The sequence below is a fragment of the Amnibacterium sp. genome, assembly GCF_036559085.1.
GTDB lineage: Bacteria > Actinomycetota > Actinomycetes > Actinomycetales > Microbacteriaceae > Amnibacterium.
Window position 1 is genome coordinate 1 of the sequence record NZ_DATBTU010000070.1, and the last position, 26,093, is coordinate 26,093.

The 26,093-nt window shown below is 74.0% G+C and carries 25 protein-coding genes; 10 read left to right on the top strand and 15 right to left on the bottom strand.

Features of this window, described 5'->3' with window-relative positions; translation table 11 throughout:
- A partial coding sequence (locus VIG76_RS12560) for an SDR family oxidoreductase (protein ID WP_331954652.1) occupies positions 1-502 on the top strand: 502 nt, incomplete at its 5' end.
- A 169-nt stretch (positions 503-671) separates the two neighbouring features.
- Complete coding sequence (gene rlmN, locus VIG76_RS12565; protein ID WP_331954654.1) at positions 672-1,874, top strand: dual-specificity RNA methyltransferase RlmN; 1,203 nt, start codon at positions 672-674, stop codon at positions 1,872-1,874.
- A gap of 89 nt (positions 1,875-1,963) precedes the next feature.
- Here rlmN and VIG76_RS12570 read toward each other — a convergent pair whose 3' ends face one another.
- From VIG76_RS12570 to VIG76_RS12580, 3 genes are all read right to left on the bottom strand, one after another.
- On the bottom strand, positions 1,964-2,320 hold the full coding sequence (locus VIG76_RS12570) for a VOC family protein (protein WP_331954656.1): 357 nt from the start codon (positions 2,318-2,320) through the stop codon (positions 1,964-1,966).
- A gap of 47 nt (positions 2,321-2,367) precedes the next feature.
- The gene (locus VIG76_RS12575) at positions 2,368-2,595 is read right to left on the bottom strand and encodes a hypothetical protein (protein WP_331954658.1); all 228 of its coding nucleotides are present in this window, start codon (positions 2,593-2,595) and stop codon (positions 2,368-2,370) included.
- A gap of 86 nt (positions 2,596-2,681) precedes the next feature.
- Complete coding sequence (locus tag VIG76_RS12580; protein ID WP_331954660.1) at positions 2,682-4,076, bottom strand: pyridoxal phosphate-dependent decarboxylase family protein; 1,395 nt, start codon at positions 4,074-4,076, stop codon at positions 2,682-2,684.
- A gap of 89 nt (positions 4,077-4,165) precedes the next feature.
- Here VIG76_RS12580 and VIG76_RS12585 point away from each other — a divergent pair, with 89 nt between their 5' ends.
- The gene (locus VIG76_RS12585; protein ID WP_331954662.1) at positions 4,166-5,791 is read left to right on the top strand and encodes an acyl-CoA dehydrogenase family protein; all 1,626 of its coding nucleotides are present in this window, start codon (positions 4,166-4,168) and stop codon (positions 5,789-5,791) included.
- Positions 5,792-5,808: 17 nt separating this feature from the next.
- On the opposite strand, the gene VIG76_RS12590 is transcribed toward VIG76_RS12585, so the two are convergent.
- From VIG76_RS12590 to VIG76_RS12615, 6 genes are all read right to left on the bottom strand, one after another.
- Positions 5,809-5,961 (bottom strand): hypothetical protein, encoded by a 153-nt coding sequence (locus VIG76_RS12590; RefSeq protein ID WP_331954664.1) that lies wholly within the window; start codon positions 5,959-5,961, stop codon positions 5,809-5,811.
- Between the two features lie 99 nt (positions 5,962-6,060).
- Positions 6,061-6,945, bottom strand: coding sequence for an ABC transporter permease (locus VIG76_RS12595; RefSeq protein WP_331954666.1), 885 nt, complete (start codon positions 6,943-6,945; stop codon positions 6,061-6,063).
- Positions 6,942-7,859: an ABC transporter ATP-binding protein gene (locus VIG76_RS12600; RefSeq protein WP_331954668.1), complete on the bottom strand. Its 918-nt coding sequence runs from the start codon at positions 7,857-7,859 to the stop codon at positions 6,942-6,944. The genes VIG76_RS12595 and VIG76_RS12600 overlap by 4 nt, the downstream gene beginning before the upstream one ends.
- Entirely contained in the window at positions 7,856-9,877 is a 2,022-nt protein-coding gene (locus tag VIG76_RS12605; RefSeq protein ID WP_331954670.1) for an ABC transporter ATP-binding protein, read from the bottom strand. The genes VIG76_RS12600 and VIG76_RS12605 overlap by 4 nt, the downstream gene beginning before the upstream one ends.
- Positions 9,874-11,607 (bottom strand): ABC transporter ATP-binding protein, encoded by a 1,734-nt coding sequence (locus tag VIG76_RS12610; RefSeq protein WP_331954672.1) that lies wholly within the window; start codon positions 11,605-11,607, stop codon positions 9,874-9,876. Before VIG76_RS12610 ends, VIG76_RS12605 begins: the two co-directional genes overlap by 4 nt.
- Positions 11,577-12,206: a TetR/AcrR family transcriptional regulator gene (locus VIG76_RS12615; protein WP_331954674.1), complete on the bottom strand. Its 630-nt coding sequence runs from the start codon at positions 12,204-12,206 to the stop codon at positions 11,577-11,579. The genes VIG76_RS12610 and VIG76_RS12615 overlap by 31 nt, the downstream gene beginning before the upstream one ends.
- A gap of 245 nt (positions 12,207-12,451) precedes the next feature.
- On the opposite strand from VIG76_RS12615, the gene VIG76_RS12620 reads away from it, so the two are divergent.
- On the top strand, positions 12,452-12,655 hold the full coding sequence (locus VIG76_RS12620) for a cold-shock protein (protein ID WP_331954676.1): 204 nt from the start codon (positions 12,452-12,454) through the stop codon (positions 12,653-12,655).
- 58 nt (positions 12,656-12,713) lie between these two features.
- On the opposite strand, the gene hutI is transcribed toward VIG76_RS12620, so the two are convergent.
- The 5 genes from hutI to hutH are packed head-to-tail and all read right to left on the bottom strand — an operon-like array spanning position 12,714 to position 19,656.
- Positions 12,714-13,862, bottom strand: coding sequence for an imidazolonepropionase (gene hutI, locus VIG76_RS12625; RefSeq protein WP_331954678.1), 1,149 nt, complete (start codon positions 13,860-13,862; stop codon positions 12,714-12,716).
- A complete protein-coding gene (locus VIG76_RS12630; protein ID WP_331954680.1) occupies positions 13,859-15,193 on the bottom strand; it encodes a formimidoylglutamate deiminase in 1,335 nt (444 codons plus the stop codon). The genes hutI and VIG76_RS12630 overlap by 4 nt, the downstream gene beginning before the upstream one ends.
- The gene (locus VIG76_RS12635) at positions 15,190-16,422 is read right to left on the bottom strand and encodes an allantoate amidohydrolase (RefSeq protein ID WP_331954682.1); all 1,233 of its coding nucleotides are present in this window, start codon (positions 16,420-16,422) and stop codon (positions 15,190-15,192) included. Before VIG76_RS12635 ends, VIG76_RS12630 begins: the two co-directional genes overlap by 4 nt.
- The gene (hutU, locus tag VIG76_RS12640; RefSeq protein ID WP_331954684.1) at positions 16,419-18,077 is read right to left on the bottom strand and encodes a urocanate hydratase; all 1,659 of its coding nucleotides are present in this window, start codon (positions 18,075-18,077) and stop codon (positions 16,419-16,421) included. The genes VIG76_RS12635 and hutU overlap by 4 nt, the downstream gene beginning before the upstream one ends.
- 19 nt (positions 18,078-18,096) lie before the next feature.
- Positions 18,097-19,656, bottom strand: coding sequence for a histidine ammonia-lyase (gene hutH, locus VIG76_RS12645; protein WP_331954686.1), 1,560 nt, complete (start codon positions 19,654-19,656; stop codon positions 18,097-18,099).
- Positions 19,657-19,820: 164 nt separating this feature from the next.
- Between hutH and VIG76_RS12650 the strand changes: the two genes are divergently transcribed.
- Positions 19,821-20,663 carry an alpha/beta fold hydrolase gene (locus tag VIG76_RS12650; protein WP_331954688.1) on the top strand — a complete coding sequence of 281 codons (843 nt, stop codon included), beginning with the start codon at positions 19,821-19,823 and terminating at the stop codon, positions 20,661-20,663.
- Entirely contained in the window at positions 20,660-21,568 is a 909-nt protein-coding gene (locus VIG76_RS12655; RefSeq protein WP_331954690.1) for a DNA-3-methyladenine glycosylase family protein, read from the top strand. Before VIG76_RS12650 ends, VIG76_RS12655 begins: the two co-directional genes overlap by 4 nt.
- Here VIG76_RS12655 and pdxH read toward each other — a convergent pair.
- Positions 21,522-22,157 (bottom strand): pyridoxamine 5'-phosphate oxidase, encoded by a 636-nt coding sequence (gene pdxH / locus VIG76_RS12660; protein ID WP_331954692.1) that lies wholly within the window; start codon positions 22,155-22,157, stop codon positions 21,522-21,524. The genes VIG76_RS12655 and pdxH overlap by 47 nt on opposite strands.
- Positions 22,158-22,340: 183 nt before the next feature.
- On the opposite strand from pdxH, the gene VIG76_RS12665 reads away from it, so the two are divergent.
- The 4 genes from VIG76_RS12665 (at position 22,341) to VIG76_RS12680 (ending at position 26,085) form a co-directional block, all read left to right on the top strand.
- The gene (locus tag VIG76_RS12665) at positions 22,341-22,712 is read left to right on the top strand and encodes a VOC family protein (RefSeq protein WP_331954694.1); all 372 of its coding nucleotides are present in this window, start codon (positions 22,341-22,343) and stop codon (positions 22,710-22,712) included.
- 77 nt (positions 22,713-22,789) lie between these two features.
- Complete coding sequence (locus VIG76_RS12670; RefSeq protein WP_331954696.1) at positions 22,790-23,239, top strand: hypothetical protein; 450 nt, start codon at positions 22,790-22,792, stop codon at positions 23,237-23,239.
- A complete protein-coding gene (locus VIG76_RS12675; RefSeq protein WP_331954698.1) occupies positions 23,236-24,306 on the top strand; it encodes a DNA glycosylase AlkZ-like family protein in 1,071 nt (356 codons plus the stop codon). Before VIG76_RS12670 ends, VIG76_RS12675 begins: the two co-directional genes overlap by 4 nt.
- Positions 24,307-24,348: 42 nt before the next feature.
- Positions 24,349-26,085, top strand: a complete 1,737-nt coding sequence (locus VIG76_RS12680; protein ID WP_331954700.1) for a type III PLP-dependent enzyme — start codon at positions 24,349-24,351, stop codon at positions 26,083-26,085.
- The last annotated feature ends 8 nt before the right edge of the window (positions 26,086-26,093 follow it).

Consider the following 26,093-nt stretch of genomic DNA (forward strand, 5'->3'; position numbering starts at 1 on the left):
CGAGGCGCGGGCCGGCATCGGGCACCACGTCGCGCTCTCGATCGTCGGGATCGACGGGGTCGACGCCGGCTACTACGCGGGCAAGCTCGCCCAGGAGCGGATGGTGACCGCGGGCGCGGTGCCGTTCAGCCTGCTCCGGGCGACGCAGTTCCACGAGTTCGGGGACCGCTTCCTGCGGATGGCGCGGCTGGGGCCGGTCGCCGTCGTGCCGGCCGGGCTGCTGCGGCCGGTCGCGGCGCGCGAGGTCGCCGAGCGGCTCGTGTGCGCCGCCGAGGACGGCCCGGCCGGGCGGCTCCGGGATCTCGCAGGGCCGCGGGACGAGCGCCTGGCCGGGATGGTGCGCGAGCTCGCCGCTGCGGAGGGCGACCCGGTCCGGCCGATCGAGCTGCGGCTGCCCGGCGCCTTCTGGCGGTCGCTGCGCTCCGGCGTGCTGCGCGGGGGACCCGATGCGGACCGCGGCGAGCAGACCTTCGAGGAGTGGCTGGCCATCCGCCGGGCGTGAGCCGGCCGGTCAGTTCAGGGTCGCGGCCTCGCGCAGCGGTAGCCGCCCACTCCCGGCTGTTGCCACTTTCTGCGACCTTGGCGGCCTCAAGATCGCGAAAAGTGGCAACAGCCAGGGGAGCGCGCCGGCCTCGCGCAGCGGTAGCGGCAGGCGCCCGTACCCTGGAGGCATGGCCGAACCGACCGTCGCTGACGCGCGCCCGCAGGTCCGTCCGGCGACCGAGGGGTGGCAGCAGGCGAAGGACGGCACAGGCCGGCCGCTGCTGCAGTTCGCCTCGCCGAAGCGCGGCAAGCCGCCCGTGCACCTCGCCGACCTCACGCCCGAGGAGCGGAAGGCGAAGCTCGTCGAGCTCGGCATGCCCGCGTTCCGGGCCAAGCAGATCGCGACCCACTACTTCACCCACTACACGTCCGACCCGGCAGAGATGACCGACCTGCCCGCCGCGAACCGCGAGGAGCTCGTCCGCGGGCTGCTGCCGCCGCTCATGACGGAGGTGCGTCGCCTCACCACGGACAAGGGCGACACGATCAAGTTCCTCTGGAAGCTGCACGACGGCGCCCTCGTCGAGTCGGTGCTCATGCGCTACCCGGGCCGCATCACCCTCTGCGTCTCGTCGCAGGCCGGATGCGGGATGAACTGCCCCTTCTGCGCGACCGGTCAGGCGGGCCTGACGCGCAACATGTCGGCGGCGGAGATCGTCGAGCAGGTCGTGCGGGCGAACCGGGCGATCGCGAACGGCGAGCTCGGCGGCAAGCGCCCGGGCGAGACCACGCTCGAGCGGGTCAGCAACATCGTCTTCATGGGGATGGGGGAGCCGCTCGCCAACTACGGGCGGCTGATGAGCGCGGTGCGCACGATGGTCGCCCCGCAGCCCGACGGCCTCGGGATGAGCGCCCGCCACATCACCGTCTCGACCGTCGGCCTCGTGCCCGCGATCCACAAGCTCGCCGCCGAGAAGATCCCGGTGACCTTCGCGCTGTCGCTGCACGCGCCCGACGACGAGCTGCGTGACGAGCTCATCCCGGTCAACTCGCGCTGGAAGGTCGACGAGGCGCTCGACGCCGCCCGCGCCTACTTCGACGCCACCGGCCGCCGCGTCTCCATCGAGTACGCCCTCATCAAGGACATGAACGACCACGGCTGGCGCGCCGACCTGCTCGCCGAGAAGCTCAACGCCCGTGGCCGCGGCTGGGTGCACGTCAACCCGATCCCGCTGAACCCGACGCCCGGCTCCATCTGGACCGCATCCGAGACCGCGGTGCAGCACGAGTTCGTGCGACGCCTCGAGGCCGCGGGCGTGCCGACGACCATCCGCGACACCCGCGGCAAGGAGATCGACGGCGCCTGCGGCCAGCTCGCCGCGGCCGACTGACCCCCTCGCCGCCTTCGTGTCGCGATTCGTGCCGCTCTGACGCCGCCGAAGCGGCAGGAATCGCGACGCGAACAGGGTCGGGAAGCGGCTCAGCCGGCCCAGTCGGGCGACTTCGGGTGCCAGACGCCGAAGCGGTTGCCCTGCGGGTCGATGAGGTGCGCGAACTCGATGCGGCCGTTGTCGATGAACGGTAGCGCGACCGTGGCGCCGAGCGCCTCCGCCTGGGTGATCGCGGCGTGCACGTCCTCGACCTGCACGTAGAAGATCGCCCACGAGCCCGCGCCGATCGCGGTCGTGTCCCAGAGGCCACCCTGGTCGGTCTCGACCATGCGGTAGCCGACGGGCGACGGGGTGCCGATCGACCAGTCGAAGAGCTCGCCGTAGAAGCGCTGCGCGGCCGCCGGATCCGGCGTGCCGATCTCGAAGTAGTTCACCGGGGATGCCATACCCCCGGATCATGCCACCGGCGTCCCGCGGCGTCACGGGCGCCTGCTCAGTCCTCCGCTTCGGCGAGCTCCCACGGCACGTCCCCGATGAGCACCACGGGCTCCTCGGGCGGCAGGTCGAACTCGCCGGGCAGGTCGAAGGCTCCCGTCGTGCTGATCCGGCCGAGGCGGTGCACGGTCAGGTGATGACCGTCGCCCGTCACGGCCGGCTCCTCGCCGATCGGGAGGTCGAGCAGACCGGTGGGCAGCGGCTCGTCGATCAGGTCGTCGCTCATGCCCGCAGGTCTACGCGGCCCGCGAGGAGCGCGGGCGGGCGGACACGCCGGGGCGGGTGCTCCCTCCGGCCGTCCTCAGCGGATCCTCAGCGGAGGGAGGCCGCACGGGCGACCGCGTCGACCGTCCGTGCCACCTCGGCGTCATCCGTGCGCCACGAGCTCACCGAGAAGCGGAGAACCGCCCGGCCCTGCCAGGTGCTCGCGGACGGCATCACGGTGCCCTCGCGGAGCAGCTCGGCGAACACCGCGCGGGTGCGGTCGTCGGTCTCGAAGGCGACGCAGACCTGCGTGAAGACCACGTCGTTCAGCACCGCGGCGCCCGGGATGCGGGCGACGCCGTCGGCGATGCCGCGCGCGGCGCGGTGCAGCCCGTCGACGAGATCCACCACCCCGGATCGGCCGAGCGACGCGAGCGCCGCCCACACCGGCACGCCTCGGGCGCGGCGGGACATCTCGGGCACGTGGTCGTACGGATCCGCGGTCGCCGCCGTCAGCAGGTAGGCGGCGTGCACGCCCATCGCGTCGCGCAGGGCGGGCTCGTCGGCGACGATCGCCACCCCGCAGTCGTAGGGCACGTTGAGCGTCTTGTGCGCGTCGGTCGCCCACGAGTCGGCGCGCTCGAGCCCGTCCATGAGCGTCGCGAAGCGGGGGCTGACGGCGGCCCACAGGCCGAAGGCGCCATCGACGTGCACCCAGGCGCCGGCATCGTGGGCGACGTCGACGGCCGCCGCGAACGGGTCCATCGCGCCGGAGTGCACGTCGCCGGCCTGCAGGCAGACGATGGCGGGGCCCGCCGCCCCGTCGGCGAGGCGTCGTCGCAGGTCCGCGGGGTCGAGCCGACCCTGGTCGTCCGCGGCGACGAGCTCCGCGGTGCCGAGCCCGAGCATCCGGAGCGCGAGGTCGACGGATCCGTGCCGCGCGGCGCCAGCGAGCACCCGGATGCGCGGCCCGCCGCTCAGCCCGTCGGCCGCGTCGTCCCAGCCCGCGGAGGCGAGCACGCGATGCCGTGCGGCGGCGAGCGCGGTGAAGTTCGCCATCGTGGCGCCGGTCGTGAACCCGACCGCGGCTGTCGCCGGCAGGCCGAGCAGGTCGAGCAGCCAGGTTCCGGCGATCTCCTCGGCGGCCACGACGCCGGGCGTCGAGTCGCGCATGCCGGCGTTCTGGTCCCACGCCGAGACGAGCCAGTCGGCGCCGAGGGCCGCGGGCAGCGTGCCGCCCATCACCCAGCCGTAGAAGCGGCCGGATCCGATCGCCATCAGCCCGGGCTCGACCGCCGCGGCGAGCCGGTCCACGACCGCGGCCGGATCGGACGGGGCGTCGGGCAGCACCGCACCGAGCCGCGCGATCGCGTCCTCGGGTGTGCCGCCGGCCGGGACCCGGCGGGTGTCGATGGTGCCGAGCCAGCGCTCCGCTGCAGCGGTCGCGGCGCCGAGCGCGGCCGCGCGATCGACGGCGGCCGCATGGGGGTTCGTGGTGGTCATGGACGCAGCATCCTCCGGATCCGCGTGACGCGCCGGATGATCGCGCGTGGTCGTTGACGCTCGCCCGCGACGGCGCCTAGCGTGCGGCCGTGAGCACCACCCACGCCGTGACCAACCAGGCGCCGCCCCGTCAGGACCTCGACGAGTACGGGTCGCATCCGGCGCTCGTCGAGGCCGTCGAGCGGTACGGCGCCGGCTGGGCGGGGGAGCGGCTCGGCAGGATCGGCGTGCTCGTGGGTGGGGCCGACTTCCAGCGCGACGCGGAGCTCGCGAACGTGCACGGACCCGTGCTCGCGACGCACGATCGCTACGGCAACCGCGTGGACGAGGTGGAGCTCCATCCGGCGTACGGCCGCATCCTCGGCGCGGCGCTCGGGCACGGCGCCCACGCATCCTGCTGGACCGAGTCGCGGGCGGGCGCCCACGTCGCCCGCGCGGCCGCGTTCAGCCTCTTCGCGCAGATCGAGCCGGGGCACGCCTGCCCGGTGAGCATGACCCACGCCGTCGTGCCTGCCCTCCGCGCGACGCCTGCGCTGGCCGACCAGTGGGTGGCGAAGGCGACCGCGTGGGGGTACGAGCCGGGGCTGCGCGATCCGGCCGGGAAGTCCGCGGTGACGTTCGGCATGGCGATGACCGAGAAGCAGGGCGGCTCGGATGTCCGCGCGAACACGACGCGCGCCGCGCGCGCCGACGACGGCACCTACCGCCTGACCGGGCACAAGTGGTTCTGCTCCGCCCCGCAGTCGGATGCGTTCCTCGTGCTCGCGCAGGCGGCCGACGGACTGTCCTGCTTCCTCGTCCCGCGGGTGCTGCCCGGTGGGGAGCGCAACCGCTTCCGCATCCAGCGCCTCAAGGACAAGCTCGGGAACCGAGCCAACGCCTCGAGCGAGATCGAGCTCGAGGCCTGCGTCGGCGCGCTCGTCGGCGAGGAGGGCCGCGGCGTGCGGACGATCCTCGAGATGGTGAACCAGACGCGCCTCGACTGCGTGCTCGGCAGCGCGGCCGGGATGCGGCAGGCCGTCGCCGAGGCGGCGTGGCACGCGCGCCACCGGCGGGCGTTCGGCGCGCTGCTGATCGACCAGCCGGCGATGACGGCCGTGATCGCCGACCTGCAGCTCGAGGCCGAGGCGGCGGTCTGGACCGGCATGCGGCTGGCACACGCTTACGACGCCGACGACGAGGCGTCAGTCGGCTTCCGCCGCCTCGCCACCGCGGTCGCGAAGTACTGGGTCTGCAAGCGCGGCCCGGGACACGCCGCCGAGGCGCTCGAGTGCCTCGGCGGCAACGGCTACACGGAGGCGTTCCCGCTCGCGCGGCGGTACCGGGAGCAGCCGGTGATGGCGATCTGGGAGGGCTCCGGCAACGTGATCGCCCTCGACGTGCTCCGCGCGATCAGCCGGGAGCCCGAGACGCTCGAGGCGTTCGACCGCGAGCTGCAGCTCGCGCGGGGGACCGACGCGGTCTACGACCGGCACGTCGGACGGACGCGCGCACTCGTCGAGCAGGCGCGGAGGGACCCGGATGCGGCACCCGGCATCGCGCGGCGGGTCGTGGAGGCGCTGGCGCTCGCGCTGCAGGCCTCGATCCTGCTCCGCGAGGCGCCCCCAGCCGTGGCCGACGCCTTCGTGGCCGCCCGCCTGGGGGAGGAGCGGGGCGCGGAGTACGGCGCCCTGCCGCCCGGCGTCGACGCCGCCGCGGTGGCCGCCCGCGCCTGAGGGTCGCGCTGGGGAGGTCAGCTCATGAGGTCGCCGTCGCCGCTGCTGCGGGGCTGGAGGGCGGGGGCGGATGCCACGTCGTCGCCGGCGAGGGAGTCGGCCCGCTCGGCCTGCGGTTCCTCGCGGTGCGCGGGCTCGCGCGGATCGACGGACGGGTTCGTGTCGCTCATCCGGCCAGCCTCGTCCGCGTCGCTCGGAGCGGGCGCGAGGCCGGCTGGCCGTCAGCCGAGCGGACGGGAGGTGTGCTCGGGGCGAGCGGGTGTGCGTCCCTACGCGTCCCGGCGACGGACGAGGACGAGCGCCGGGACCAGCGCGGCGAGGATCCAGGCGGCGAGGACGCCGAGGCCGCCCCAGCCGTTCAGCACGACATCGGCGGTGAGCTGCGCGGCCCGACGGCCACCGGGCCCGGTCACCGCCGCCGCGCCGGACGGGGAGGCGTACGCGTACAGCTGCCCGCCCGCGGCGGACGGCAGCACCGCGTTCACGTTCGCGAGCCAGGCCGCCTGGGTGAGGCCGATCGCGACCGCGAGCAGGATCGGCAGGACGAGCAGCAGCCCGATCGCCGCGGAGATGCCGCCCGCGGTGTTGCGGACGAGCGCGCCGATGGAGAAGGCCAGCCCGGAGACCAGGGCGAGGTAGACCGCGGAGCCGAGGATGGGCATCCACACCGCGGAGTCACCCAGGTGCGCGTCCACGCCGTGCCCCGCGAGGATGCCGACGGTCGCCGCGAGCGTGAGCGCCACCGCGATCAGGCCGAGCACGAACATCATCACGACGAGCACCGCCAGCTTCGCGAGCAGGGCGGGCAGGCGGCTCGGCACCGCGGCGAACGTCGAGCGGATCATCCCGGTGCCGTACTCGCCGCTGATCACGAGCACCCCGAGCACCGCGGCGATGAGCTGCGTGAAGGTGGTGCCGGCCGTGACGACGCCGACCAGGTAGGCGTCCTGCGCGGAGGTCGGCAGCGTCGTGCCGTCCCGATTGATGAAGCCCGAGATGAGCAGGCCGAACAGCACCGAGAGCACGACGATGATCGCGCCGCACCACCAGGTCGAGCGGAGGGTGCGCAGCTTGATCCACTCGGAGCGGACGACGTGCAGCGTCGAGAGGTGGGCGCCGTCGAGACGGGACCCTGCAGCGGCGGTGGCGGTCATCGAACGGCTCCCTGGGTCTCGCGGTACTCCACGTCGTCCTGCGTGAGGGTGAGGTACGCCTCCTCGAGCGAGGCGCTGACGGGCGTCAGCTCGTGCAGCGCCACCCCGGCGGCGAGCGCGGCGTCGCCGATCTGCGCGGGCGTGGAGCCGATCACCTCGAGCGCGCCGTCGTCGGTGCGGCGCACCGTGACGCCCGTGCCGGCCACCGCCCGCTCGAGGCCGCCGCCGTCGGGCGTGCGGACGCGGACGACGCCCTGGGTGGCGCCGGCGACGACGTCCGCGATCGGGGCGTCGGCGAGGATCCGGCCGCGGCCGAGCACGATCAGGTGGTCCGCGGTCTGCGCCATCTCGCTCATCAGGTGCGAGGAGAGGAAGACGGTGCGGCCCTCGGCCGCGAGCGACCGCGTGAGGTGGCGCACCCAGAGCACGCCCTCCGGGTCGAGACCGTTCACCGGCTCGTCGAGGATCAGCGTCTTCGGGTCGCCGAGCAGCGCGACGGCGATGCCGAGCCGCTGCCCCATGCCGAGGGAGAACTTGCCGACCCGCTTGTCGGCGACGGCGGTGAGGCCCGTGAGGCCGAGCACCTCGTCGACGCGGTCCCGGCCGATGCCGTGTGTCGCCGCGACGGCCCGCAGGTGGTTCGCGGCGGTACGGCCGGGATGCACGGCCCGCGCCTCGAGCAGCACGCCGACCTCGCGGAGCGGTGCCCGATGCTCGGCGTACCGCTTGCCGTTCACGGTGACGGAGCCGGCGGTCGGCCGGTCGAGGCCGACGATCATCCGCATCGTCGTCGACTTGCCGGCGCCGTTCGGGCCGAGGAAGCCGGTCACGCGGCCCGGCTCGACGACCGCGGTGACGTCGTCGACCGCGGTCTTGTCGCCGTATCGCTTGGTCAGGTGCTCGAGGCGGATCACGAGCGCACCCTAGCGGCGCCGGGTTGCACGATGGGGACCTCGCCGTCGTCGATCGGCGCGGCGAACTGCGCCTCGTACAGGCGCGCGTAGGCCCCGTCGGCCGCGAGCAGCTGCTCGTGGGTGCCCTGCTCGACGATGGAGCCCTGCTCCATCACGAGGATGAGGTCCGCGTCGCGGATGGTGGACAGGCGGTGCGCGATCACGAAGCTCGTGCGGTCGCGCCGCAGCGCCTGCATCGCCTTCTGCACGAGCAGCTCGGTGCGGGTGTCGACCGAGCTCGTCGCCTCGTCGAGGATGAGCACCGCCGGCCGCGCGAGGAACGCCCGCGCGATGGTGATCAGCTGCTTCTCGCCGGCGCTGACGTTGCCGCCCTCGTCGTCGAGCAGCGTGCCGTAGCCGTCGGGCAGCGCATGGACGAAGCGATCGACGTAGGCCGCGCGGGCCGCGTCGAGGATCTCGTCCTCTGTCGCATCCGGCCGCCCGTAGGCGATGTTCTCGCGGATGGTGCCGGCGAACAGCCACGTGTCCTGCAGCACCATGCCCATCCGCTCTCGGAGGCCCGCGCGGGTCATCCGCGTGATGTCCTCGCCGTCGAGCGTGATGCGGCCGCCGTCGAGCTCGTAGAACCGCTCGAGCAGGTTCACGAGCGTCGTCTTGCCTGCACCGGTCGGCCCCACGATGGCGACGGTCGAGCCGGGCTCCGCGGCGAGGGACAGGTCCCGGATGAGGGGCTTCTCGGGGTCGTAGGAGAACGCGACGTGCTCGAACGCGAGCCGCCCTGCGGTGCGCTCGGGCGTGAGGGCGTCCTCGGGATCCGGCGACTGCTCGTCCGCGTCGAGCAGCTCGAAGACCCGCTCGGCGCTCGCGACACCCGACTGCAGCAGGTTCGCCATCGAGCCGAGCTGGCTGAGCGGCTGCGTGTACTGGCGGGAGTACTGGATGAAGGCCTGCACGTCGCCGATCGCGAGCGCGCCGCCCGCGACCATGAGGCCACCGGCGACCGCGATGAAGACGTAGACGAGGTTCCCGATGAACATCGTCGCGGGCATGATGATGCCGGAGACGAACTGCGCGCCGAAGCTCGCCTGGTAGAGCCGCTCGTTCTCCTCGCGGAACCGCTCCTCGACCTCGCGGTGCCTGCCGAACACCTTCACCAGGGCGTGGCCGGTGTAGCCCTCCTCGACCTGCGCGTTCAAGGCGCCGGTGTGCGTCCACTGGGCGACGAACAGCGGCTGCGAGCGCTTCGCGATCACCGTCGTCACGACGATGGTCAGCGGCACCGTGACCAGGGCGATGAGCGCGAGCACCGGCGAGATGATGATCATCATCACGATGACGCCGAGCACGGTGAGCACCGAGTTCACGGCCTGAGAGAGGGTCTGCTGCAGGCTCTGCGAGATGTTGTCGATGTCGTTCGTGACCCGGGAGAGCAGCTCGCCGCGCGGCATCCGGTCGAAGTAGGTGAGCGGCAGGCGGTGGATCTTCGCCTCCACGTCCTCGCGGAGCCGGTACACGGTGCGCTGCGTCACGCCGTTCAGGGCGTAGCCCTGCAGGAACGACAGCACCGACGAGCCGACGTAGAGGGCGAGGACGAACAGCAGCAGCATGCCGAGCGCCTGGAAGTCGATGCCCTGCCCCGGCACGAAGGGGAGCGGGCGCAGCAGGTCGGCCTGCATGTGGTGGCCGCTCGCGTCGAGGCCCTGCAGGACCTGGGCCTTCGAGAGGCCGGCCGGGAACTGCTTGCCCAGGATGCCGGCGAAGATGATGTTCGTCGCCTGGCCGAGCAGCTTCGGGCCGATCACCGCGAGCACCACGGACGAGACGCCGAGCGCCAGCACGGCGATGACGGCGGCGCGGTCGGGGCGCAGGCGGCCGAGCAGCCGCTTCGCGGACGGTCCGAACCGCATCGCCTTCTCGACCGGCATGCCGCCCATGCCACCGAACGGGCCGCCTCCGCCGCCACCCCGGGCGGGCGGACGGGCAGGGGCTGCGCCTCTGGCGGGTGCGGTGGCGCTCATCGGGCCTCCTCCATCGAGAGCTGGCTGGCGACGATCTCGGCGTACTCGGGCGACGACTCGAGCAGCTCGTCATGGGTGCCGTCGGCGACCACGACGCCGTGCTCGAGCACGAGGATGCGGTCCGCGTCGACGATCGTGGAGACGCGCTGGGCCACGACCACGACGGTGGCCCCGGCGACGTCCCGCGCGAGCGCGGCCCGCAGGCGCGCATCCGTCGCGGTGTCGAGCGCGGAGAACGAGTCGTCGAACACGTAGATCTCGGGGCGTTTCACCAGGGCCCTGGCGATCGCGAGCCGCTGCCGCTGGCCGCCGGAGACGTTCGTGCCGCCCTGCGAGATCGGGGCGTCGAGCCCCTCGGGCATCTCGCGGACGAAGTCCGCGGCCTGGGCGGTCTCGAGCGCGGCCCAGAGCTGCTCGTCCGTGGCGTCCGGGTCGCCGTAGCGGAGGTTCGTCGCGATCGTGCCGCTGAAGAGGTAGCCGCGCTGCGGCACGAGGCCGATCCGCGACCAGAGGTCGTCCGGCTCGAGGTCGCGCACGTCGACCCCGTCGATCAGCACCGCACCGTCGGTGACGTCGAAGAGGCGGGGGAGGAGGTTCACGAGCGTGGTCTTGCCGGCGCCGGTGCTGCCGATCAGGGCGGTCGTCCGCCCGGGCTCGGCGACGAAGCTCACGTCCTTCAGCACCGGGGTGTCGGCGCCCGGATAGGCGAAGCCGGCGTGCCGCAGCTCCACGACGCCGCGCCGCTCACGGGACGCCACCGGCTCGACGGGGACGGCGACGGTCGACTCGGTGTCGAGCACCTCGCCGATCCGGTCGGCGGAGACCGCGGCGCGGGGGAGGATCGCGGCGAGGAACGTCGCCATCATCACCGCCATCAGGATCTGCACCAGGTAGGTGAGGAAGGCCGTCAGGGCGCCGATCTTCAGGGATCCGTCCTCGATCCGGAACGCGCCGAACCAGAGCACGGCCACGCTCGAGACGTTGAGGATGAGCAGCACCACCGGGAACATCAGCGCGAACCAGCGCCCCGCACGGACCGCGGTGTCGGTGACGGCGGCGTTCGCGTCGGCGAACCGGTCGGTCTCCTGCCGCTCGCGCACGAAGGCGCGGACGACGCGGATGCCGGTGAGCTGCTCACGCAGCACCCGGTTCACCGTGTCGATGCGGGCCTGCATGAGGCGGAACTGCGGCACCATCCGCGACACGATGAAGAAGACCGAGATCAGCAGGGCGGGCACCGCGACGACGAGGATCCAGGACAGCTGCGCGTCCTGCTGCAGGGCGAAGAACACCCCGCCGATGCTCATGATCGGGGTCGCGATGAGCATCGTGCAGGTGAGCAGCACGAGCATCTGCACCTGCTGCACGTCGTTGGTGGTCCGGGTGATCAGCGACGGCGCGCCGAACCGCGCCACCTCGCGCTCGGAGAAGGCCCCGACGCGGGTGAAGATCGCCAGCCGCACGTCGCGGCCGAAGGCCATCGCGGTGCGCGCGCCGAAGTAGACCGCGACGATCGCGCAGGCGATCTGCACGAGCGTGATGCCGAGCATGATCACGCCGAGCCGCAGGATCGCGTCGGTGTCGCCCTTCACGACGCCGTCGTCGATGATCCGTGCGTTGAGGCTCGGCAGGATCAGGGCCGCGATCGTCTGGGCGGCCTGGAAGATGATGACGCCGGCGAGCAGCGCCCGGTACGGCCTCAGGAATCGGATGAGGATGCGTCGGAGCACCGGCCGCCCCCTTCGGGCTTGAGCACGCCGTGGGCGATGAGCGCGAGCAGCTCGTCGTCGCTGAAGCGATGCGGGATCGTGAACGGAGGGATGCTGCTCGCGAAGGCGACGAGCCGCAGGTGGTGGGCGACGAGGTCGACGGGCATGGAGAGCGCGTCGGCGTCGGGCCCGAGGAGGGCGCAGAAGTGGTCGATCCAGCCCTCGCCGGAGACCTGCACGCCGGGTGGCGGCGGCCCTCCCGTCATCTTGAGGGCGGACATGAGACCGATGACGCCGGCGAACCGCTCGCGGAGCAGGTGGAGCACCGCGCGCAGCTTCTCCTCCACGGGCAGGTCCCGGTCGATGGAGCCGATGGCCGTGCGGAACGGGAGCGGGTCGAAGTAGGCCTCGATCGCGGCGGCGATGAGGCTGTCCTTGTCCTTGAACGCCCGGAAGACCGTGCCCTCGGCGACGCCGCACGCCTCGGCGATCTGCCGGGTCGAGACGTCCCGGCCGTGCTCCTTGAGCAGCGGGATCACCGCTTCGATCATCGCGGCGCGCCGATCGTCTGGCGCCATCGGGCGGGCGCGCTCGCGGGTGGTCTCGCGGACGTCGGTCACGAGCGCCGACGGTAGTGAGTGAGCACTCACTCCGCAAGAGGTACGACGGCGTGGCGGGCAGCGCGACGCGCCGTTCCGCTCATGTGCACCGCCCCGGTTTCCAGGGCACTACACTGGTGAGCGCAGTTGTGTTGTGCAGGTGGGTCGTAGTGCCGGCGAGAGCCGGAATCTCTTGGTTCGGTTTGTTCAGCGGAACGCGATCACGCGGAGTTCGCGTGATCTGAACTGAGAGGAATGAGATCCCCATGGCTACTGGCACCGTCAAGTGGTTCAACAGCGACAAGGGCTTCGGCTTCATCGCTCCCGATGACAACGGCAAGGACCTGTTCGCGCACTTCTCCGCCATCAGCGCGAGCGGCTTCCGCTCGCTCGAGGAGAACCAGCGCGTCGAGTTCGACGTCGCTCAGGGCGACCGCGGCCCGCAGGCCGCGAACATCCGCCCGCTCTGATCTTCAGACACGAAGGGCCCGGCACCGCGAGGTGCCGGGCCCTTCGGCGTTCCCGGTGTCAGGCCGTGAGGACGCGGTGGACGAGGGGGACGCCCGGGCGGTAGGCCAGGTGGATGTAGGACGGCGCGTCCAGGAGCACGAGGTCGGCCCGCGCGCCGACGCGCAGCACGCCGATGTCGTCGCGCTGCAGCGCCGCGGCGCCACCTGAGGTCGCGGCTCGGAGGGCCTCGCGCGGCGTCATCCCCATGTCCCGGACGGCGACGGCGATGCAGAACGGCATCGACGTCGTGAACGAGGAGCCCGGGTTGCAGTCGCTCGCGAGCGCCACCGTGACGCCCGCGTCGAGCAGCCGGCGCGCATCCGGATACGGGGAACGGGTCGAGAACTCGGCGCCGGGGAGCAGCGTGGCGACCGTGCCGCTGCCGGCGAGGGCGTCGACGTCCTCGGGCTCGAGGTGGGTGCAGTGGTCGACGCTGGCCGCGCCGAGCTCGACGCCCAGGCGGACCGCGGGGGAGGGCGCGAGCTGCGCGGCGTGCAGCCGGAGCCCGAGCCCGGCGTCGCGGCCGGCGGCGAGGATCCGCTCGGCCTGCGCCACGGTGAAGGCGCCGCGGTCGCAGAAGACGTCGATCCAGCGGGCGTGCGGAGCGCAGGCCGTGAGCATCGGTCCGACGACCAGGTCCACGTAGGCGTCGGGGTCGTCCGCGTACTCGGGCGGCACGACATGGGCGCCGAGCAGCGTCGTCTCGGGCGTGAGGGTCGCGGCCAGCCGCAGTGCGCGGGCCTCGTCCTCGACGGTGAGGCCGTAGCCGCTCTTGATCTCGACCGTCGTCGTGCCCTGCCGCCGCGCCTCGGCCACCAGCGCGGTCGCGCGGGCGAGCAGCCGCTCGTCGGTGGCGGCGCGGGTCGCGGCCACCGTCGTGCGGATGCCGCCGGCCGTGTACGCGCGGCCGGCCATGCGGGCCTCGAACTCGGCCGAGCGGTCGCCCGCGAAGACGAGGTGGGTGTGGCTGTCGACGAAGCCCGGGATCCCGCAGCGGCCGTCCGCGTGGATCCGCTCGTCGGCGGCCGGCGCGTTCGCCGCACGGCCGAGCCAGGCGATCCGGCCGTCCTCGACCACGACGGCGGCGTCCGGCAGCTCGTCCGGAAGGCCGTCGTCGTCGACGTTCCGCACGAGGAGGCCGATCCGGTCGATCAGCGTGGTGGTCATGCGCGGTCCTCCTGGAGGTCGGCGATCGCATCGGCGAGCAGGCCGCCGACGTCGCCGAGGCGGTGCCGCCCGCCGGTGACGACGTGGGTGCCGCCGACGACCACGTCGGTCACGTCGGCGGCGGATGCGGTGAGGTGCAGCTGGTCGGGCCGTGCTCCCGCGGTGCGCGGGGAGGCGGGGTCGACGGCGACGAGGTCGCAGGGCGCGCCGGCCTCGATCGCGCCGCCGCCCCGCCAGCCGAGCGAGCGGTAGCCGGAGCGGGTCGCGGCGGCGAGGAGTGCGCCGGGGGAGAGGCGGCCGCGCTCGCCCGACGCCAGCCGCTGGTCGGCCTCGAGCCGCTGCAGCTCCTCGAACGGGTCGATGCGGACGTGCTCGTCGGTGCCGAGCGCGAGGGCGACGTGCCGGTCGGCGAGCCGCCGGACGGGGCCGATGCCGTCGGCGAGGTCCGCCTCGGTCGTCGGGCAGATGCAGGCGGTCGCGCGGGCGTCCGCGAGCAGCGCGACATCGGCGTCGGTGAGGTGCGTGGCGTGCACGGCGGTGAACCGATCGGTGACGAGGCCGGCGTCGGCGAGCACCGCGAGGGGCGTGCGCCCGTAGGCCGCGGCGACCTGGGCGTTCTCGGCGGGCTGCTCGGAGACGTGGGCGTGCACGGGCTCGTCCTCGGGGAGCAGCCCGGGGAGGTGCGCGAGCGCATCCGGATCGACGGCGCGGACGGAGTGCGCCGCCGTGCCGATGCGCGCGAGCGGGCCGGGGGCCAAGCGGCGGTGGCGCGCCGCCCAGGTGGCGAGGTCCGGGTCGACGAAGCGACGCTGGGCGGGCGACGCCGGCAGTCGGGTGCCCTCGTCGTCGAGGCCGCCGTGCAGGTAGAGGGTGTCGAGCAGCGTGATGCGGATGCCGGCGTCCGCGGCTGCGGCGAGCACCGCATCCGCCATGGCCGTCGGATCGCGGTAGGCGCCGCCACCGGCGGTGCGGTGGAGGTAGTGGAACTCGCCGACGGCGGTGAAGCCGGCGAGCACCATCTCGGCGAAGACGGCGGTCGCGAGCGGCCGGTAGGACTCCGGGGTGAGGCGCCGGGCGAGGCGGTACATGGCCTCGCGCCAGGTCCAGAAGGAGCCGCCGTCGGCGTGGGTGGTGCCTCGGAGGGCGCGGTGGAACGCGTGCGAGTGGGCGTTCGCGAAGCCGGGGAACGTGAGGCCGGGGAGGCGGAGATCGGCGGCGCCCGCGGGCAGGTCCGGGAGGACCGCGACGATGCTCCCGCCCTCCTCGCGCACCCGGACGCGCTCCGCGATGCCCTCCGGGAGCACCGCCCGCTCGAGCCAGTAGGTGGTCATGCGGTCGCCGTCCCGGAAGCGGGGAAGCCGGCGAGAAGCCGGGCGAGCACCGCGACGCCGACCTCGATGTCGGCGAGGTCCGCCGATTCGCCGGGTGCGTGGGAGACGCCGGTCGGGTTCCGGACGGCGAGCATCGCGGCGGCGACACCGGCGGCCTGCAGCACGCCGGCGTCATGACCGGCGCCGGAGGGGAGCGCCGGCGCCTCGGAACCGGTGACCTCCCGGACCGCGGCGGCGATCCGCCGCGTCTCGGACCGGGCGAAGCGCATCGACGCGGTCCAGCTCTCCTGGACCGGATCGACACCGGCCGCCGCCGCGATCCGGTCGACGACCCGGCGGATGCGGCCCTCATCCGCCCCGCGGACGTCCAGCCAGAGCGACGCGCGCGCGGCGATCGCATTCACGGCGCCGGGCTCGACCTCGACGCGGCCGACGGTCGCCAGCGCCCCCTCCAGGATCGCGGCCTCACGGGCGGCGAGCACCACGGCCGCAGCACCGACCACCGGATCGTCGCGATCCGCCATCGGCGTCGTGCCGGCGTGGTCGGCCTGGCCGACGACGTCGATCCGCCAGCGGCCGTGCGGCCAGATCCCCGTGAGCACCCCGAGCGGTGCGTCCGCAGCGGTCAGTCCTGCCGCGTCAGAGCCGTCGATCGGCAGGTGACCCTGCTCCACGTGCAGCTCCACCGCGGCGGTGATCGAGGCGACCCGCACCGGGTCGGGACCGAGCCCGTCGGGGTCGAGGCCGGCGGCCCGCATCGCGTCGTCGAGCCGCACGCCCTCGCGGTCGGTCAGGGCGCGGGCCCGATCGGGGTCGAGCGCACCGGTCATCAGCCGCGAGCCGAGGCAGGCGATGCCGAACCGGCCGCCCTCCTCGTCGACGAACGCGACCACGGCGACGTTCGACGCGGGCGTCTCACCCGCCTCCTTGAGCGAGCGGATCGCGGCGAAGGCGCTCGCGACGCCCAGCGGCCCGTCGAGGGCGCCGCCGTTCGGGACGCTGTCGAGGTGCGAGCCGACGACCAGGCCGCCGCCCGGCTGCCGCCGCCAGTGCGCCCAGAGGTTGCCGTTGCGGTCCACCTCGGTCTCGAGGCCGAGCGATGCCGCCTCGGCGAGGAACCACCGCCGCATCCCGGCATCCGCGTCGGTCCAGGCGAGGCGGTCGTAGCCGCCCTGCTCGTTCCGGCCGATCGGCGCGAGCGTCTCGAGCAGCCGCCCGATGCGGCTCACGACTCGCGCATGGGGACGCGGACGTCGAGGCGGTCGGCGACCGCATCCGCCTCCGCGTAGCCCGCGTCGACGTGCCGGATCACGCCCATGCCGGGGTCGTTCGTGAGCACGCGCTCGAGCTTCTCGCGGGCGAGGTCGGTGCCGTCGGCGACCGACACCTGCCCGGCATGGATGGAGCGGCCGATGCCGACGCCGCCGCCGTGGTGGATCGACACCCAGGTCGCGCCGGACGCGGTGTTCACGAGCGCGTTCAGCAGGGGCCAGTCGGCGATGGCGTCGGAGCCGTCCTTCATCGCCTCCGTCTCCCGGTAGGGCGAGGCGACGGAGCCGGCGTCGAGGTGGTCGCGGCCGATCACGATCGGGGCGGCGAGCTCGCCCGAGGCGACCATGTCGTTGAAGCGCACACCGGCCTTGTCGCGCTCGCCGTAGCCGAGCCAGCAGATCCGCGCGGGGAGGCCCTGGAAGTGCACGCGCTCCTCGGCGAGGCGGATCCAGCGGGCGAGCGACTCGTTCTCGGGGAAGAGGTCGAGCACGGCCCGGTCGGTCTTCGCGATGTCTGCGGGGTCGCCGGACAGCGCCGCCCAGCGGAACGGGCCCTTCCCCTCGGCGAAGAGCGGGCGGATGTAGGCGGGCACGAAGCCGGGATAGGCGAACGCATCCGCGTACCCGGCGGTCTTGGCCTCCGTGCGGAGGTTGTTGCCGTAGTCGAAGACCTCGGCGCCGGCGCGCTGGAAGCCGACCATCGCCGCGACGTGGCGGGCCATGGAGTCTCGGGCGCGGGTGGCGAAGCCCTCGGGGTCGCGGGTGCGGGCGTCGTGCCAGTCGGCGAAGTCGATGCCGACGGGGAGGTAGGCGAGGGGGTCGTGGGCGCTCGTCTGGTCGGTCACGATGTCGATCGGGGCACCCTTGGCGAGCAGCTCGGGGACGACGACGGCTGCGTTGCCGAGGAGGCCGATCGAGAGGGCGCGCTTCGCGTCGCGCGCCTCGACCGCCAGGCGGACGGCGTCGTCGAGGTCGCGCGCCTCCACGTCCAGGTAGCCGTGCTCGATCCGCCGGGCGATGCGGCTCGGGTCGACCTCGACGACGATCGCGACGCCGCCGTTCATCGTCACCGCGAGGGGCTGCGCGCCGCCCATCCCGCCGAGGCCGGCGGTGAGGGTGATCGTGCCGGGGAGGGTGCCCCCGAACCGCTTCTCGGCGACGGCCGCGAAGGTCTCGTAGGTGCCCTGCAGGATGCCCTGGGTGCCGATGTAGATCCAGGATCCGGCGGTCATCTGGCCGTACATGGTGAGGCCGAGGTGCTCGAGGCGCCGGAACTCGGTCCAGTTCGCCCAGTCGGGCACGAGGTTCGAGTTCGCGATCAGCACCCGGGGCGCCCACTCGTGCGTCCGCATCACCCCGACGGGCCGGCCGGACTGCACGAGCATCGTCTCGTCGCCCTTCAGCGTCGTCAGGGTGCGGACGAGCGCGTGGTAGCTCGGCCAGTCGCGGGCGGCCTTGCCGGTGCCGCCGTAGACGACGAGGTCCTCCGGATGCTCGGCGACCTCGGGATCGAGGTTGTTCTGCAGCATCCGCAGGGCAGCCTCCTGCGGCCAGCCCTGCGCGGTCAGCGTGCTGCCGCGGGCGGCGCGGATGGGGGTGGGGGTCAGCGTCATCGCGTGCTCCTGGTTCGGGTCAGACGAGGGTGGTGCCCGCGGCCGCGGCGGCGGTGCGGGCGGCGGCGAGCAGGGCGCCGGAGGCGACGAGCGCCACGGTGTCCTCGATGTCGGGGGCGAGGAAGCGGTCGGGGCCGGGGCCGTCCACCGACTCGCGGAGCCGGGCGACGACCGCGCCCGTGACGGCCGCGGCCGGGATCGCCTTCAGGTCGATGGCGCGAGCCGCGGTCATGACCTCGATGGCGACGACACGGCGGGCCCCGTCGACGGCGCGGCGCAGCTTGCGGGCCGCGTTCCAGCCCATCGACACGTGGTCCTCCTGCATCGCGGACGACGGGATGGAGTCGACCGAGGCCGGCACCGCGAGCCGCTTCAGCTCCGAGACGATCGCCGCCTGCGTGTACTGGGCGATCATCAGGCCGGAGTCGACGCCGGGGTCGTCCGCGAGGAACGGATGCAGGCCGGCGTTGCGGTGCTTGTCGAGGAACCGGTCGGTGCGCCGCTCCGACATGCTCGCGAGGTCCGCGAGGGCGATCGCGAGGAAGTCGAGCACGTAGCCGACGGGCGCGCCGTGGAAGTTGCCGTTCGACTCGACCCGGCCGTCGAGGGTGACGACGGGGTTGTCGACGGCGCTCGCGAGCTCCCGCTCGGCGACCGTCCGCGCGTGGCTGATCGTGTCGCGGACCGCGCCGTGCACCTGCGGCGCGCAGCGCAGCGAGTAGGCGTCCTGCACCCGGGTGAAACCGGCGACGCGGTGCGACTCGACGAGCGGCGAGCCGGCGAGCGCGGCGCGGAGGTTCGCCGCCGAGGTCGCCTGGCCCGGATGCGGGCGGAGCGCCTGCAGGTCCGCGGCGAAGACCGCATCCGTGCCGGAGAGGCCCTCGATGCTCATCGCCGCCGCGAGGTCGGCCTGGGGGAGCAGCGCCTCGAGATCCGCGAGGGCGAGCGCGAGCATCCCGAGCATCCCGTCGGTGCCGTTCAGGAGCGCGAGGCCCTCCTTCTCGGCGAGGACGAGCGGGGTGATGCCGGCCGCCTCGAGCGCCTCCTCGGCAGGCATCAGGGTGCCCGCGGCGTCGCGGACCGGCCCCTCGCCCATCGCCGCGAGCGCGCAGTGGGCGAGCGGAGCGAGGTCGCCCGAGCAGCCGAGGCTGCCGTACTCGTGCACGACAGGGCTGATGCCGGCGTTGAGGATCGCCGCGTAGGTCTCGGCGACGACGGGGCGCACACCGGTGCGGCCGGTCGCCAGCGTGGACAGCCGCAGCAGCATCAGCGCGCGGACCACCTCGCGCTCGACCGGCTCGCCGCTGCCGGCGGCGTGGCTGCGGACCAGCGACCGCTGCAGCTGCGCGCGGCGCTCGGGCGGGATCGAGGTGGTGGCCAGCGCCCCGAAGCCGGTGGAGACGCCGTAGTGGGGGAGCGGATCCTCGGCGAGGGCGTCGATCACCGCGCGGCTCTCGGCCATCGCGGTCAGCGCATCCGCGGCGAGCCGGACGGGGGCGTCGTGCCGGGCGACGGCGACGACGTCGTCGATCGAGAGCGGTCCGACGTCGACCAGGACCGGCTGCGGCGCTGCGTGCATGCCCTCATTGAATCCCTGTCGGCGGGCACATTCCGTGTCCGGGGCGCGCGAGTGTTGCCTCCCATCCTCGGCTGTTGCCACTTTCTGCGGTCTTGAGTCGCTCAAGACCGCAGAACGTGGCAACAGCCAGCGGCTTTGTCGGAGGACGGTGCCAGGGTTGCGGCATGCCCAGCGAAGCGTTCTCCGTCCGCCGATCCGACGCCGTCGTGCTCGCGGGGGAGCGGCGCGGCAGGCCAGGCGCGCCTGCGGTCGTGCTCCTCCACGCGAACGTCGCCGACCGGCGCGCATGGCACGGCGTGCTCGACCTGCTCGAGGGCGACGACCTCGACCTCATCGCGTACGACCGCCGCGGCTTCGGCGAGACGCCGCCCGGCGACGAGCCGTTCACCCACCTCGAGGACCTCGTCGCGGTGCTCGACGCCGCAGGCCTCGACCGCGCCGTGATCGTCGGCAACTCGTACGGCGGCGCGCTCGCGCTCGACCTCGCGCTCACCGCGCCCGAGCGGGTGGCCGGGGTGCTGCACGTCGCCGGCGGTGCGAGCGGCATGACGGATGAGGGCGAACCGATCGACTGGGAGCTCGACCCGGCCACGGAGGCCGTCTACGGGCCGCTGCAGCGCGCGGAGGCGGAGGGCGACGTCGAGGCGCAGGTGCGGCTGCTGCAGCACCTCTGGCTCGACGGCCCGGCGCAGCCCGAGGGCCGCGTCGGCGGGGCCGCGCGCGAGCTGGTCGCCGACATGAACCGGCAGATCCTCGCGTGGGCCGCGCCCGACGGCGCCGGCGACGCCGGGCTCGACGTGTGGCACGCCTTCGACCGCATCCGCGTGCCGGTCACGGTGGTGTGGGGCGAGTACGACGTGCCGGCCGACCTGCCGTGGTTCGAGCCGATCGTCGAGCGCATCCCCGGCGCGCGCCGCGTGGTCCTGCCGGGCGTGGCGCACCTCCCGGGCGTCGAGCGCCCCGACCTGATCGCCCCGCTCGTCCGCGAGCAGATGGCCCGGTCATGACGCCCCTCGGGCCCTTCGACCTCGCGAACCAGAACCGCTACTTCAACCCGTGGCCCGAGCTCGCCGGCGAGCCCGGTGCCGTCGTGATGGCCTTCCCGGTGGAGGGCTGGGCCGGATCCGCCGCCGTGGTGCTGCGGCAGCGCGGCGACGAGGTGGACGTGCAGGTCGAGGCGCCGGCCGGGATCGCCGACGACGCGGCCGGGCAGGCGCTCGCGGCGATCTCGCTCGACGTCGACGGCCGCCCCTGGCCCGAGATCGGCGGGCGCACGCCCTGGCTCGGCGAGCTGCAGCGGCGGCACGGGTTCCTGCGGCCGACGATGTTCCACTCGCCCTACGAGGCGGCTGCCGCGTTCGTCATCGGGCATCGCATCTCGATCGTGCAGACCCGGCGCATCCGCGCACGGATGGCGGAGGAGATCGGCGAGACGATCGAGGTGGCGGGAGAGCGCTTCGCCGCGTTCCCCGACCCGGAGTCGATCCTCGGGGTCCGCCACGTCGACGGGGTCGCTGATGCGAAGGTCGAGCGACTGCACGGCGTCGCGCGGGCCGCGCTCGACGGGCTGCTCGACCGGGCGCACCTGCGCTCGATCCCCGAGGCCGAGGCGCTCGCCGAGCTGCAGACCATCGCCGGCATCGGGCCGTTCTTCGCCGACGCGATCCTCTACCGCGGCGTCGGGGTCCCCACCGGGACCACCCACGACCCGATGACGCTCGAGGGCGTGCAACGCGCCTTCGACCTGCCCGCGGTCCCGACGCCGGCCGAAGCCGATCGCCTCACCGGGGCCTGGCAGCCGCTGCGGATGTGGGCGCTCGTCCTGCTCCACCTGGCCGTTCGCGAGGAGCACGGCCGCGAGGGCGTCAGGGCTGGAGCCGCTCCACGGCCCAGCCGTCGCCCGCGCGGCTGAACACCAGGCGGTCGTGCAGCCGCGACGGCCGCCCCTGCCAGAACTCGATGCGGGACGGCGCGACGAGCCAGGCGCCCCAGTGGGGCGGCCTCGGCACGGCTTCGACGTCCGCGAACCGGGCCTCGGTCGCGGCGACGCGCGCCTCGAGGTCCGCACGCGAGGCGATCGGCTGCGACTGGTCGCTCGCCCACGAGGCGAGCTGCGAGCCCCGCGGCCGGCTCGCCCAGTACCGGTCGCTCATCGCCGACGGAGCAGGCGTCGCGAGGCCGTCGACGAGCACCTGCCGCTCGAGGGCGTACCAGGGGAACAGCAGCGACACGTGCCCGTCGGCGGCCAGCGCCCGGCCCTTCCGCGAGGTGCTGTTCGTGACGAACTGGAAGCGGCCGCCGGTCACGTCCTTCAGCAGCACGGTCCGCGAGGTCGGCCCCGACGGTCCGACCGTGGCGAGCACCATCGCGTTCGGGCTCGGCAGCCCGGCCCGCTCGGCGTCGGCCAGCCACCGCGCGAACTGGGCGAACGGATCCGGGTCGAGGTCCTCCTCGGTCAGCGCGCCCTGCTCGTAGTCGTCGTGCTGGGCCAGTGAGTCCACGCCCCATTCTGACCCTCCGCAGGGCGCCTGCTGGGCGTACCATCGGCCGCGGATCCGCCTTCCCGCGCCGCTCGTCGAGCACGACCACCGGCGCGGACGGGAGACGCCCCATCCAGCGCCTCCACTGCTCCGCCTCACGCTGAGCCTCTGCATCCTCCGCTTCCTCTCGAAGGGAACGCTTCCGTGTTCACCGAAGCACACACCATCCTCCCCGCCGCCGACCTCGCCCGGGCCCGCGGCTACTACCACGACACGCTCGGCATGGACCCGAGCGAGCAGCACGACGACGGCTCGCTCGTCTACACGAACGGCGCCACCGCGTTCGAGATCTACGAGACCCCCAACGCCGGGTCCGCCAAGAACACCCAGATGGTCTGGATGACCGACGACCTCGACGCGGAGATGGCGCGGCTTCGCGGCGTCGGGGTGGTGTTCGAGGAGTTCGAGATCCCGGGCATGAAGACCGACCACGGGGTCGTCGAGAGCGACGACATGCGCAGCGCCTGGTTCCGGGACAGCGAGGGCAACATCCTCTGCATCACGCAGCGCCGCTGAGTGCGGCCGGGACGGCGGTGTCGCCACCCGCCGTCCCGGTCCCGCCCGCTGTCGGTGGCCCGGTCCACCATGCGTGCATGCAGTGGTTCCGGGACGACGTGGACAGCACCCTCACCGCCTTCTTCGCGACCCGCAGGCGCGGGTGCGCCGGCCGACGGCTCGCCGCCGTCGATCGGGCCGAGCAGCTGCTGCGGGACTGCGTCGAGGCGGTCGCGGATGCGGTGCTGCCGCCCGAGGCGCGCGTGCTCGTGGAGGCGGAGCGGCAGTTCGGAGCCGACGGGGCCGCGGCGAGGATCGCGTCGCCCGAGACCCTGCTCGCGGTGCTGCCGTCCTACGTCGCGGATGAGCGCTGGCGTCCCGCGCACGCCGACGAGCGCCGCGCCCAGGTGCTCGCGGCGAGCGCGCTGCTGCGCCACCTCGTCGCCGTGCTGCCGCCCGCGGACCGCAGCGAGACCATCCACGCCGCCGCGTCCGCGATCGAGGCGGCGGCCCTCCGGATCCGGTCGGACGCCCGGCTGACCCCATGACGCCCGAGGAGCTGCGCGCCCGGCGGCTCGCCGGGCAGCGGCTCGCACCGCGTGCGGACCGCCCGGTCGCCGGCGTCGTCCGGGCGCTCGGGGCGGTGCAGTCGCAGGACCTGCCCGGCGCGCTCCTGGCGGTCGGGCAGCGCAGCGGCGCGACCGCGGCCGAGGTGCTCGCAGCGCTCGACCGCGGCGAGGTGCTCCGCACCCACGTGCTGCGGCCCACCTGGCACCTGGTGGCACCGGAGGACCTGCGACCGTACGTCGCGGCCACCGGCGTGAACGTCCAGCGGGCGGCGGCTCCGCAGCTCCGGCGCGCGGGCCTCGACGACGCGCGGCTGCGGCGCCTGCACGAGGTGGTGGCCGACCGCCTCCGCGACGGTCCCGCCACCCGCCCCGAGCTGGCCACGGCGCTCGACGCCGCCGGAGTCGCCGTGGACGGCGTGGGGCTCGCGAACGGGATCATCCACGCCGAGTCGGCCGCGGTGCTGTGCAGCGGGCCCGCACGCGAGCGCACGCAGACCTACGCGCTCGTCGAGGACCGCACGCCGCCCGGCCCGCTGCCACCGCGGAAGGCGGTCCTGGCGGACCTCGCCCGGCGCTACCTCACCACGCGCGGCCCGGCGACGCCGGCCGACTTCCGCTGGTGGTCGGGCCTCAACGCCGCCGACGCCCGGCTCGCCGTCGACGCGGTCCGCGACGAGTTCGAGCGGTCCGAGGAGGACGGCCGGGAGCTGCTGTGGCCGCCGGGCGAGGTGCACCCGGCGGAGGGCGTGCTGCTCCTGCCGAACTTCGACGAGTACGTCGTCGCCTACGCCGATCGGGCCGAGCTGCTCGAGGAACGGCACCGGCCGCTGCTCGACAGCCGGCGGAACCCGATCTTCCAGCACGTCGTCGTGGCCGCCGGCGCTGTGGTGGGCACCTGGTCGGTGGCGGCGCGGGCGAGGCGCCTCGAGCTGACGGCTCGCCTGTTCGAGGCGCCGTCCGCGGGTCTGACGGATGCCCTCGAGGCGGCGGCGGTCGCGCGCTACGCGGCGTTCCGCGAGCGAGAGGTCGTGCTCGTCGTGACCTGACGCGGATGTATCAGGCGGGGGCCTCGCACCCTCCTGATCGGCATGACCACCTCGCCGGTCGCGCTGAGCGCGTCGAACGAACGTCCCCGCACCCTCGGCCGCCTGCTGACCTCGGCGCGCTTCTGGGTGGTCCGCTACCTGCCCTGCGAGCTCGCCGGGACCGTCCTCCTGCTGACCGCCGGCCTGCTCACGCTGCAGCGCACCGGCTCGGTCCTCGGCACCGCCGTCGCCGGCACGATCGCCGAGTCGATCGGCTTCTACGCGGTCGCATTCGTGCTGATCCTGCTCGAGCAGCGCCGCGTCGTCCCGGACGGCGGATGGCGCCTGCTCTCCCGCACCGTGGGGCTCGGGGTCGCCGAGTTCGGGCCGGTCGAGCTCCTCGACACCCTCCTGGCGCGCCCTGCACTGCTCTTCGTCGGCGTCACGCTGCTCCCGAACCCCGCCGTCGGGCTCGTCGCCGGCAAGATCGCGGCGGACGTGCTCTTCTACGTCGGTGCAGCCACGGCCTACCGCCTCACCGAGCTCGCGGGGTGGCGCACGCCGCGCGTCCCGGCGGACGCCGACGCGGTGGCGGCCGCCGCGGAGCCCGTCGCCCCGGCCATGCGGGAGCTGCGACGCCGGCAGCTCGCCGAGCGGTACGCGCACACGGACCTCGCCGCCGCCCACGACCGCGCGGGCGGACCCGTGCTCGTCCTCGACACGGGCGTGGTGCGGGAGCGGTACCGAGCGCTGCGCGCCGCGCTGCCGGGGGTGCGCCTGCACTACGCGGTGAAGGCGCTCGACCACCCCGCCGTGCTCGCGGCGGTCGCCGAGGAGGACGGCTGCTTCGACGTCGCCAGCGAGCCGGAGCTGCGCGCGGTGCTCGACGCGGGCGTCTCCGGCGACCAGATCCTCTTCAGCAACCCGATCGCGACCTTCGTCGAGCGGTTCGCCGCGATGTCCGCCGGCGTGCGGACGTTCGTCGTCGACAACCACGTCGAGCTGCTGAAGGCCAGGGACCTGCCGTCGGACTGCGCCGTGCTGATCCGGCTCGCGGTCGACAACCCGGACGCGCACATCGATCTCTCGACCAAGTTCGGCGCCGACCGGCGCACGGCCGAGCGGCTCGTCGCCACCGCGGTCGCGCAGGGCGTGAACGTGGCCGGCTTCTCGTTCCATGTCGGCAGCCAGTCCACGTCGGTCGCGCCCTTCCGGCAGGCGATCGCGGACACGCTCCAGCTGATGGCGCTCCTCGAGACGCGCCACGGCATCCGGTTCACGGTCCTCGACATCGGCGGCGGGTTCCCCGCCTCCTACCGCGACCTCGAGCCGTCCGCCGTCGAGATCGCCGCCGCCATCCGGCCGCTGCTCGAACCGCTCGCCGGCCGTGTCACGGTGCTCGCGGAGCCGGGCCGTTGCATCGTCGCGGACGCGATGACCGCCGTCGCCGCGGTCGTCGGCGTCGCCGACCGTCCGGATGGGCGCTGGTACTACCTGGACGACGGCCTGTACGGCAGCTACTCCAACGTGATGACCGAGGACGTGCATCCCCTCCTGATCGCCGGGCGGGAGCTCGATCAGCCGATGGGCGAGCCGTCCTGGGTCACGCTCGCGGGCCCGACCTGTGACAGCGCGGACGTGATCGCCCGGCGCTACCCGATGCCGGAGCTGCACGTGGGCGACCTGGTGATCGCACCGACGATGGGGGCCTACACGACGGTGACGGCGAGCCGGTTCAACGGCCGTCCGCCCGCCACGATCGTCCCCGCGCGATCCGTTGCGGCGGCGACGGTCCGGTGAGGATGATG

Bases quoted from the DNA above. Each gene is read 5' to 3' on its own strand.
- VIG76_RS12670 (WP_331954696.1), top strand. From the start codon at position 22,790: ATGCAGTGGTTCCGGGACGACGTGGACAGCACCCTCACCGCCTTCTTC.
- VIG76_RS12650 (WP_331954688.1), top strand. From the start codon at position 19,821: ATGCCCAGCGAAGCGTTCTCCGTCCGCCGATCCGACGCCGTCGTGCTC.
- VIG76_RS12590 (WP_331954664.1), bottom strand. From the start codon at position 5,961: ATGAGCGACACGAACCCGTCCGTCGATCCGCGCGAGCCCGCGCACCGC.
- hutH (WP_331954686.1), bottom strand. From the start codon at position 19,656: ATGCACGCAGCGCCGCAGCCGGTCCTGGTCGACGTCGGACCGCTCTCG.
- VIG76_RS12570 (WP_331954656.1), bottom strand. From the start codon at position 2,320: ATGGCATCCCCGGTGAACTACTTCGAGATCGGCACGCCGGATCCGGCG.
- VIG76_RS12595 (WP_331954666.1), bottom strand. From the start codon at position 6,945: ATGACCGCCACCGCCGCTGCAGGGTCCCGTCTCGACGGCGCCCACCTC.
- VIG76_RS12655 (WP_331954690.1), top strand. From the start codon at position 20,660: ATGACGCCCCTCGGGCCCTTCGACCTCGCGAACCAGAACCGCTACTTC.
- VIG76_RS12680 (WP_331954700.1), top strand. From the start codon at position 24,349: ATGACCACCTCGCCGGTCGCGCTGAGCGCGTCGAACGAACGTCCCCGC.
- hutU (WP_331954684.1), bottom strand. From the start codon at position 18,077: ATGACGCTGACCCCCACCCCCATCCGCGCCGCCCGCGGCAGCACGCTG.
- hutI (WP_331954678.1), bottom strand. From the start codon at position 13,862: ATGACCACCACGCTGATCGACCGGATCGGCCTCCTCGTGCGGAACGTC.
- VIG76_RS12580 (WP_331954660.1), bottom strand. From the start codon at position 4,076: ATGACCACCACGAACCCCCATGCGGCCGCCGTCGATCGCGCGGCCGCG.
- VIG76_RS12575 (WP_331954658.1), bottom strand. From the start codon at position 2,595: ATGAGCGACGACCTGATCGACGAGCCGCTGCCCACCGGTCTGCTCGAC.
- VIG76_RS12630 (WP_331954680.1), bottom strand. From the start codon at position 15,193: ATGACCACCTACTGGCTCGAGCGGGCGGTGCTCCCGGAGGGCATCGCG.
- VIG76_RS12675 (WP_331954698.1), top strand. From the start codon at position 23,236: ATGACGCCCGAGGAGCTGCGCGCCCGGCGGCTCGCCGGGCAGCGGCTC.
- VIG76_RS12620 (WP_331954676.1), top strand. From the start codon at position 12,452: ATGGCTACTGGCACCGTCAAGTGGTTCAACAGCGACAAGGGCTTCGGC.
- rlmN (WP_331954654.1), top strand. From the start codon at position 672: ATGGCCGAACCGACCGTCGCTGACGCGCGCCCGCAGGTCCGTCCGGCG.
- VIG76_RS12605 (WP_331954670.1), bottom strand. From the start codon at position 9,877: ATGAGCGCCACCGCACCCGCCAGAGGCGCAGCCCCTGCCCGTCCGCCC.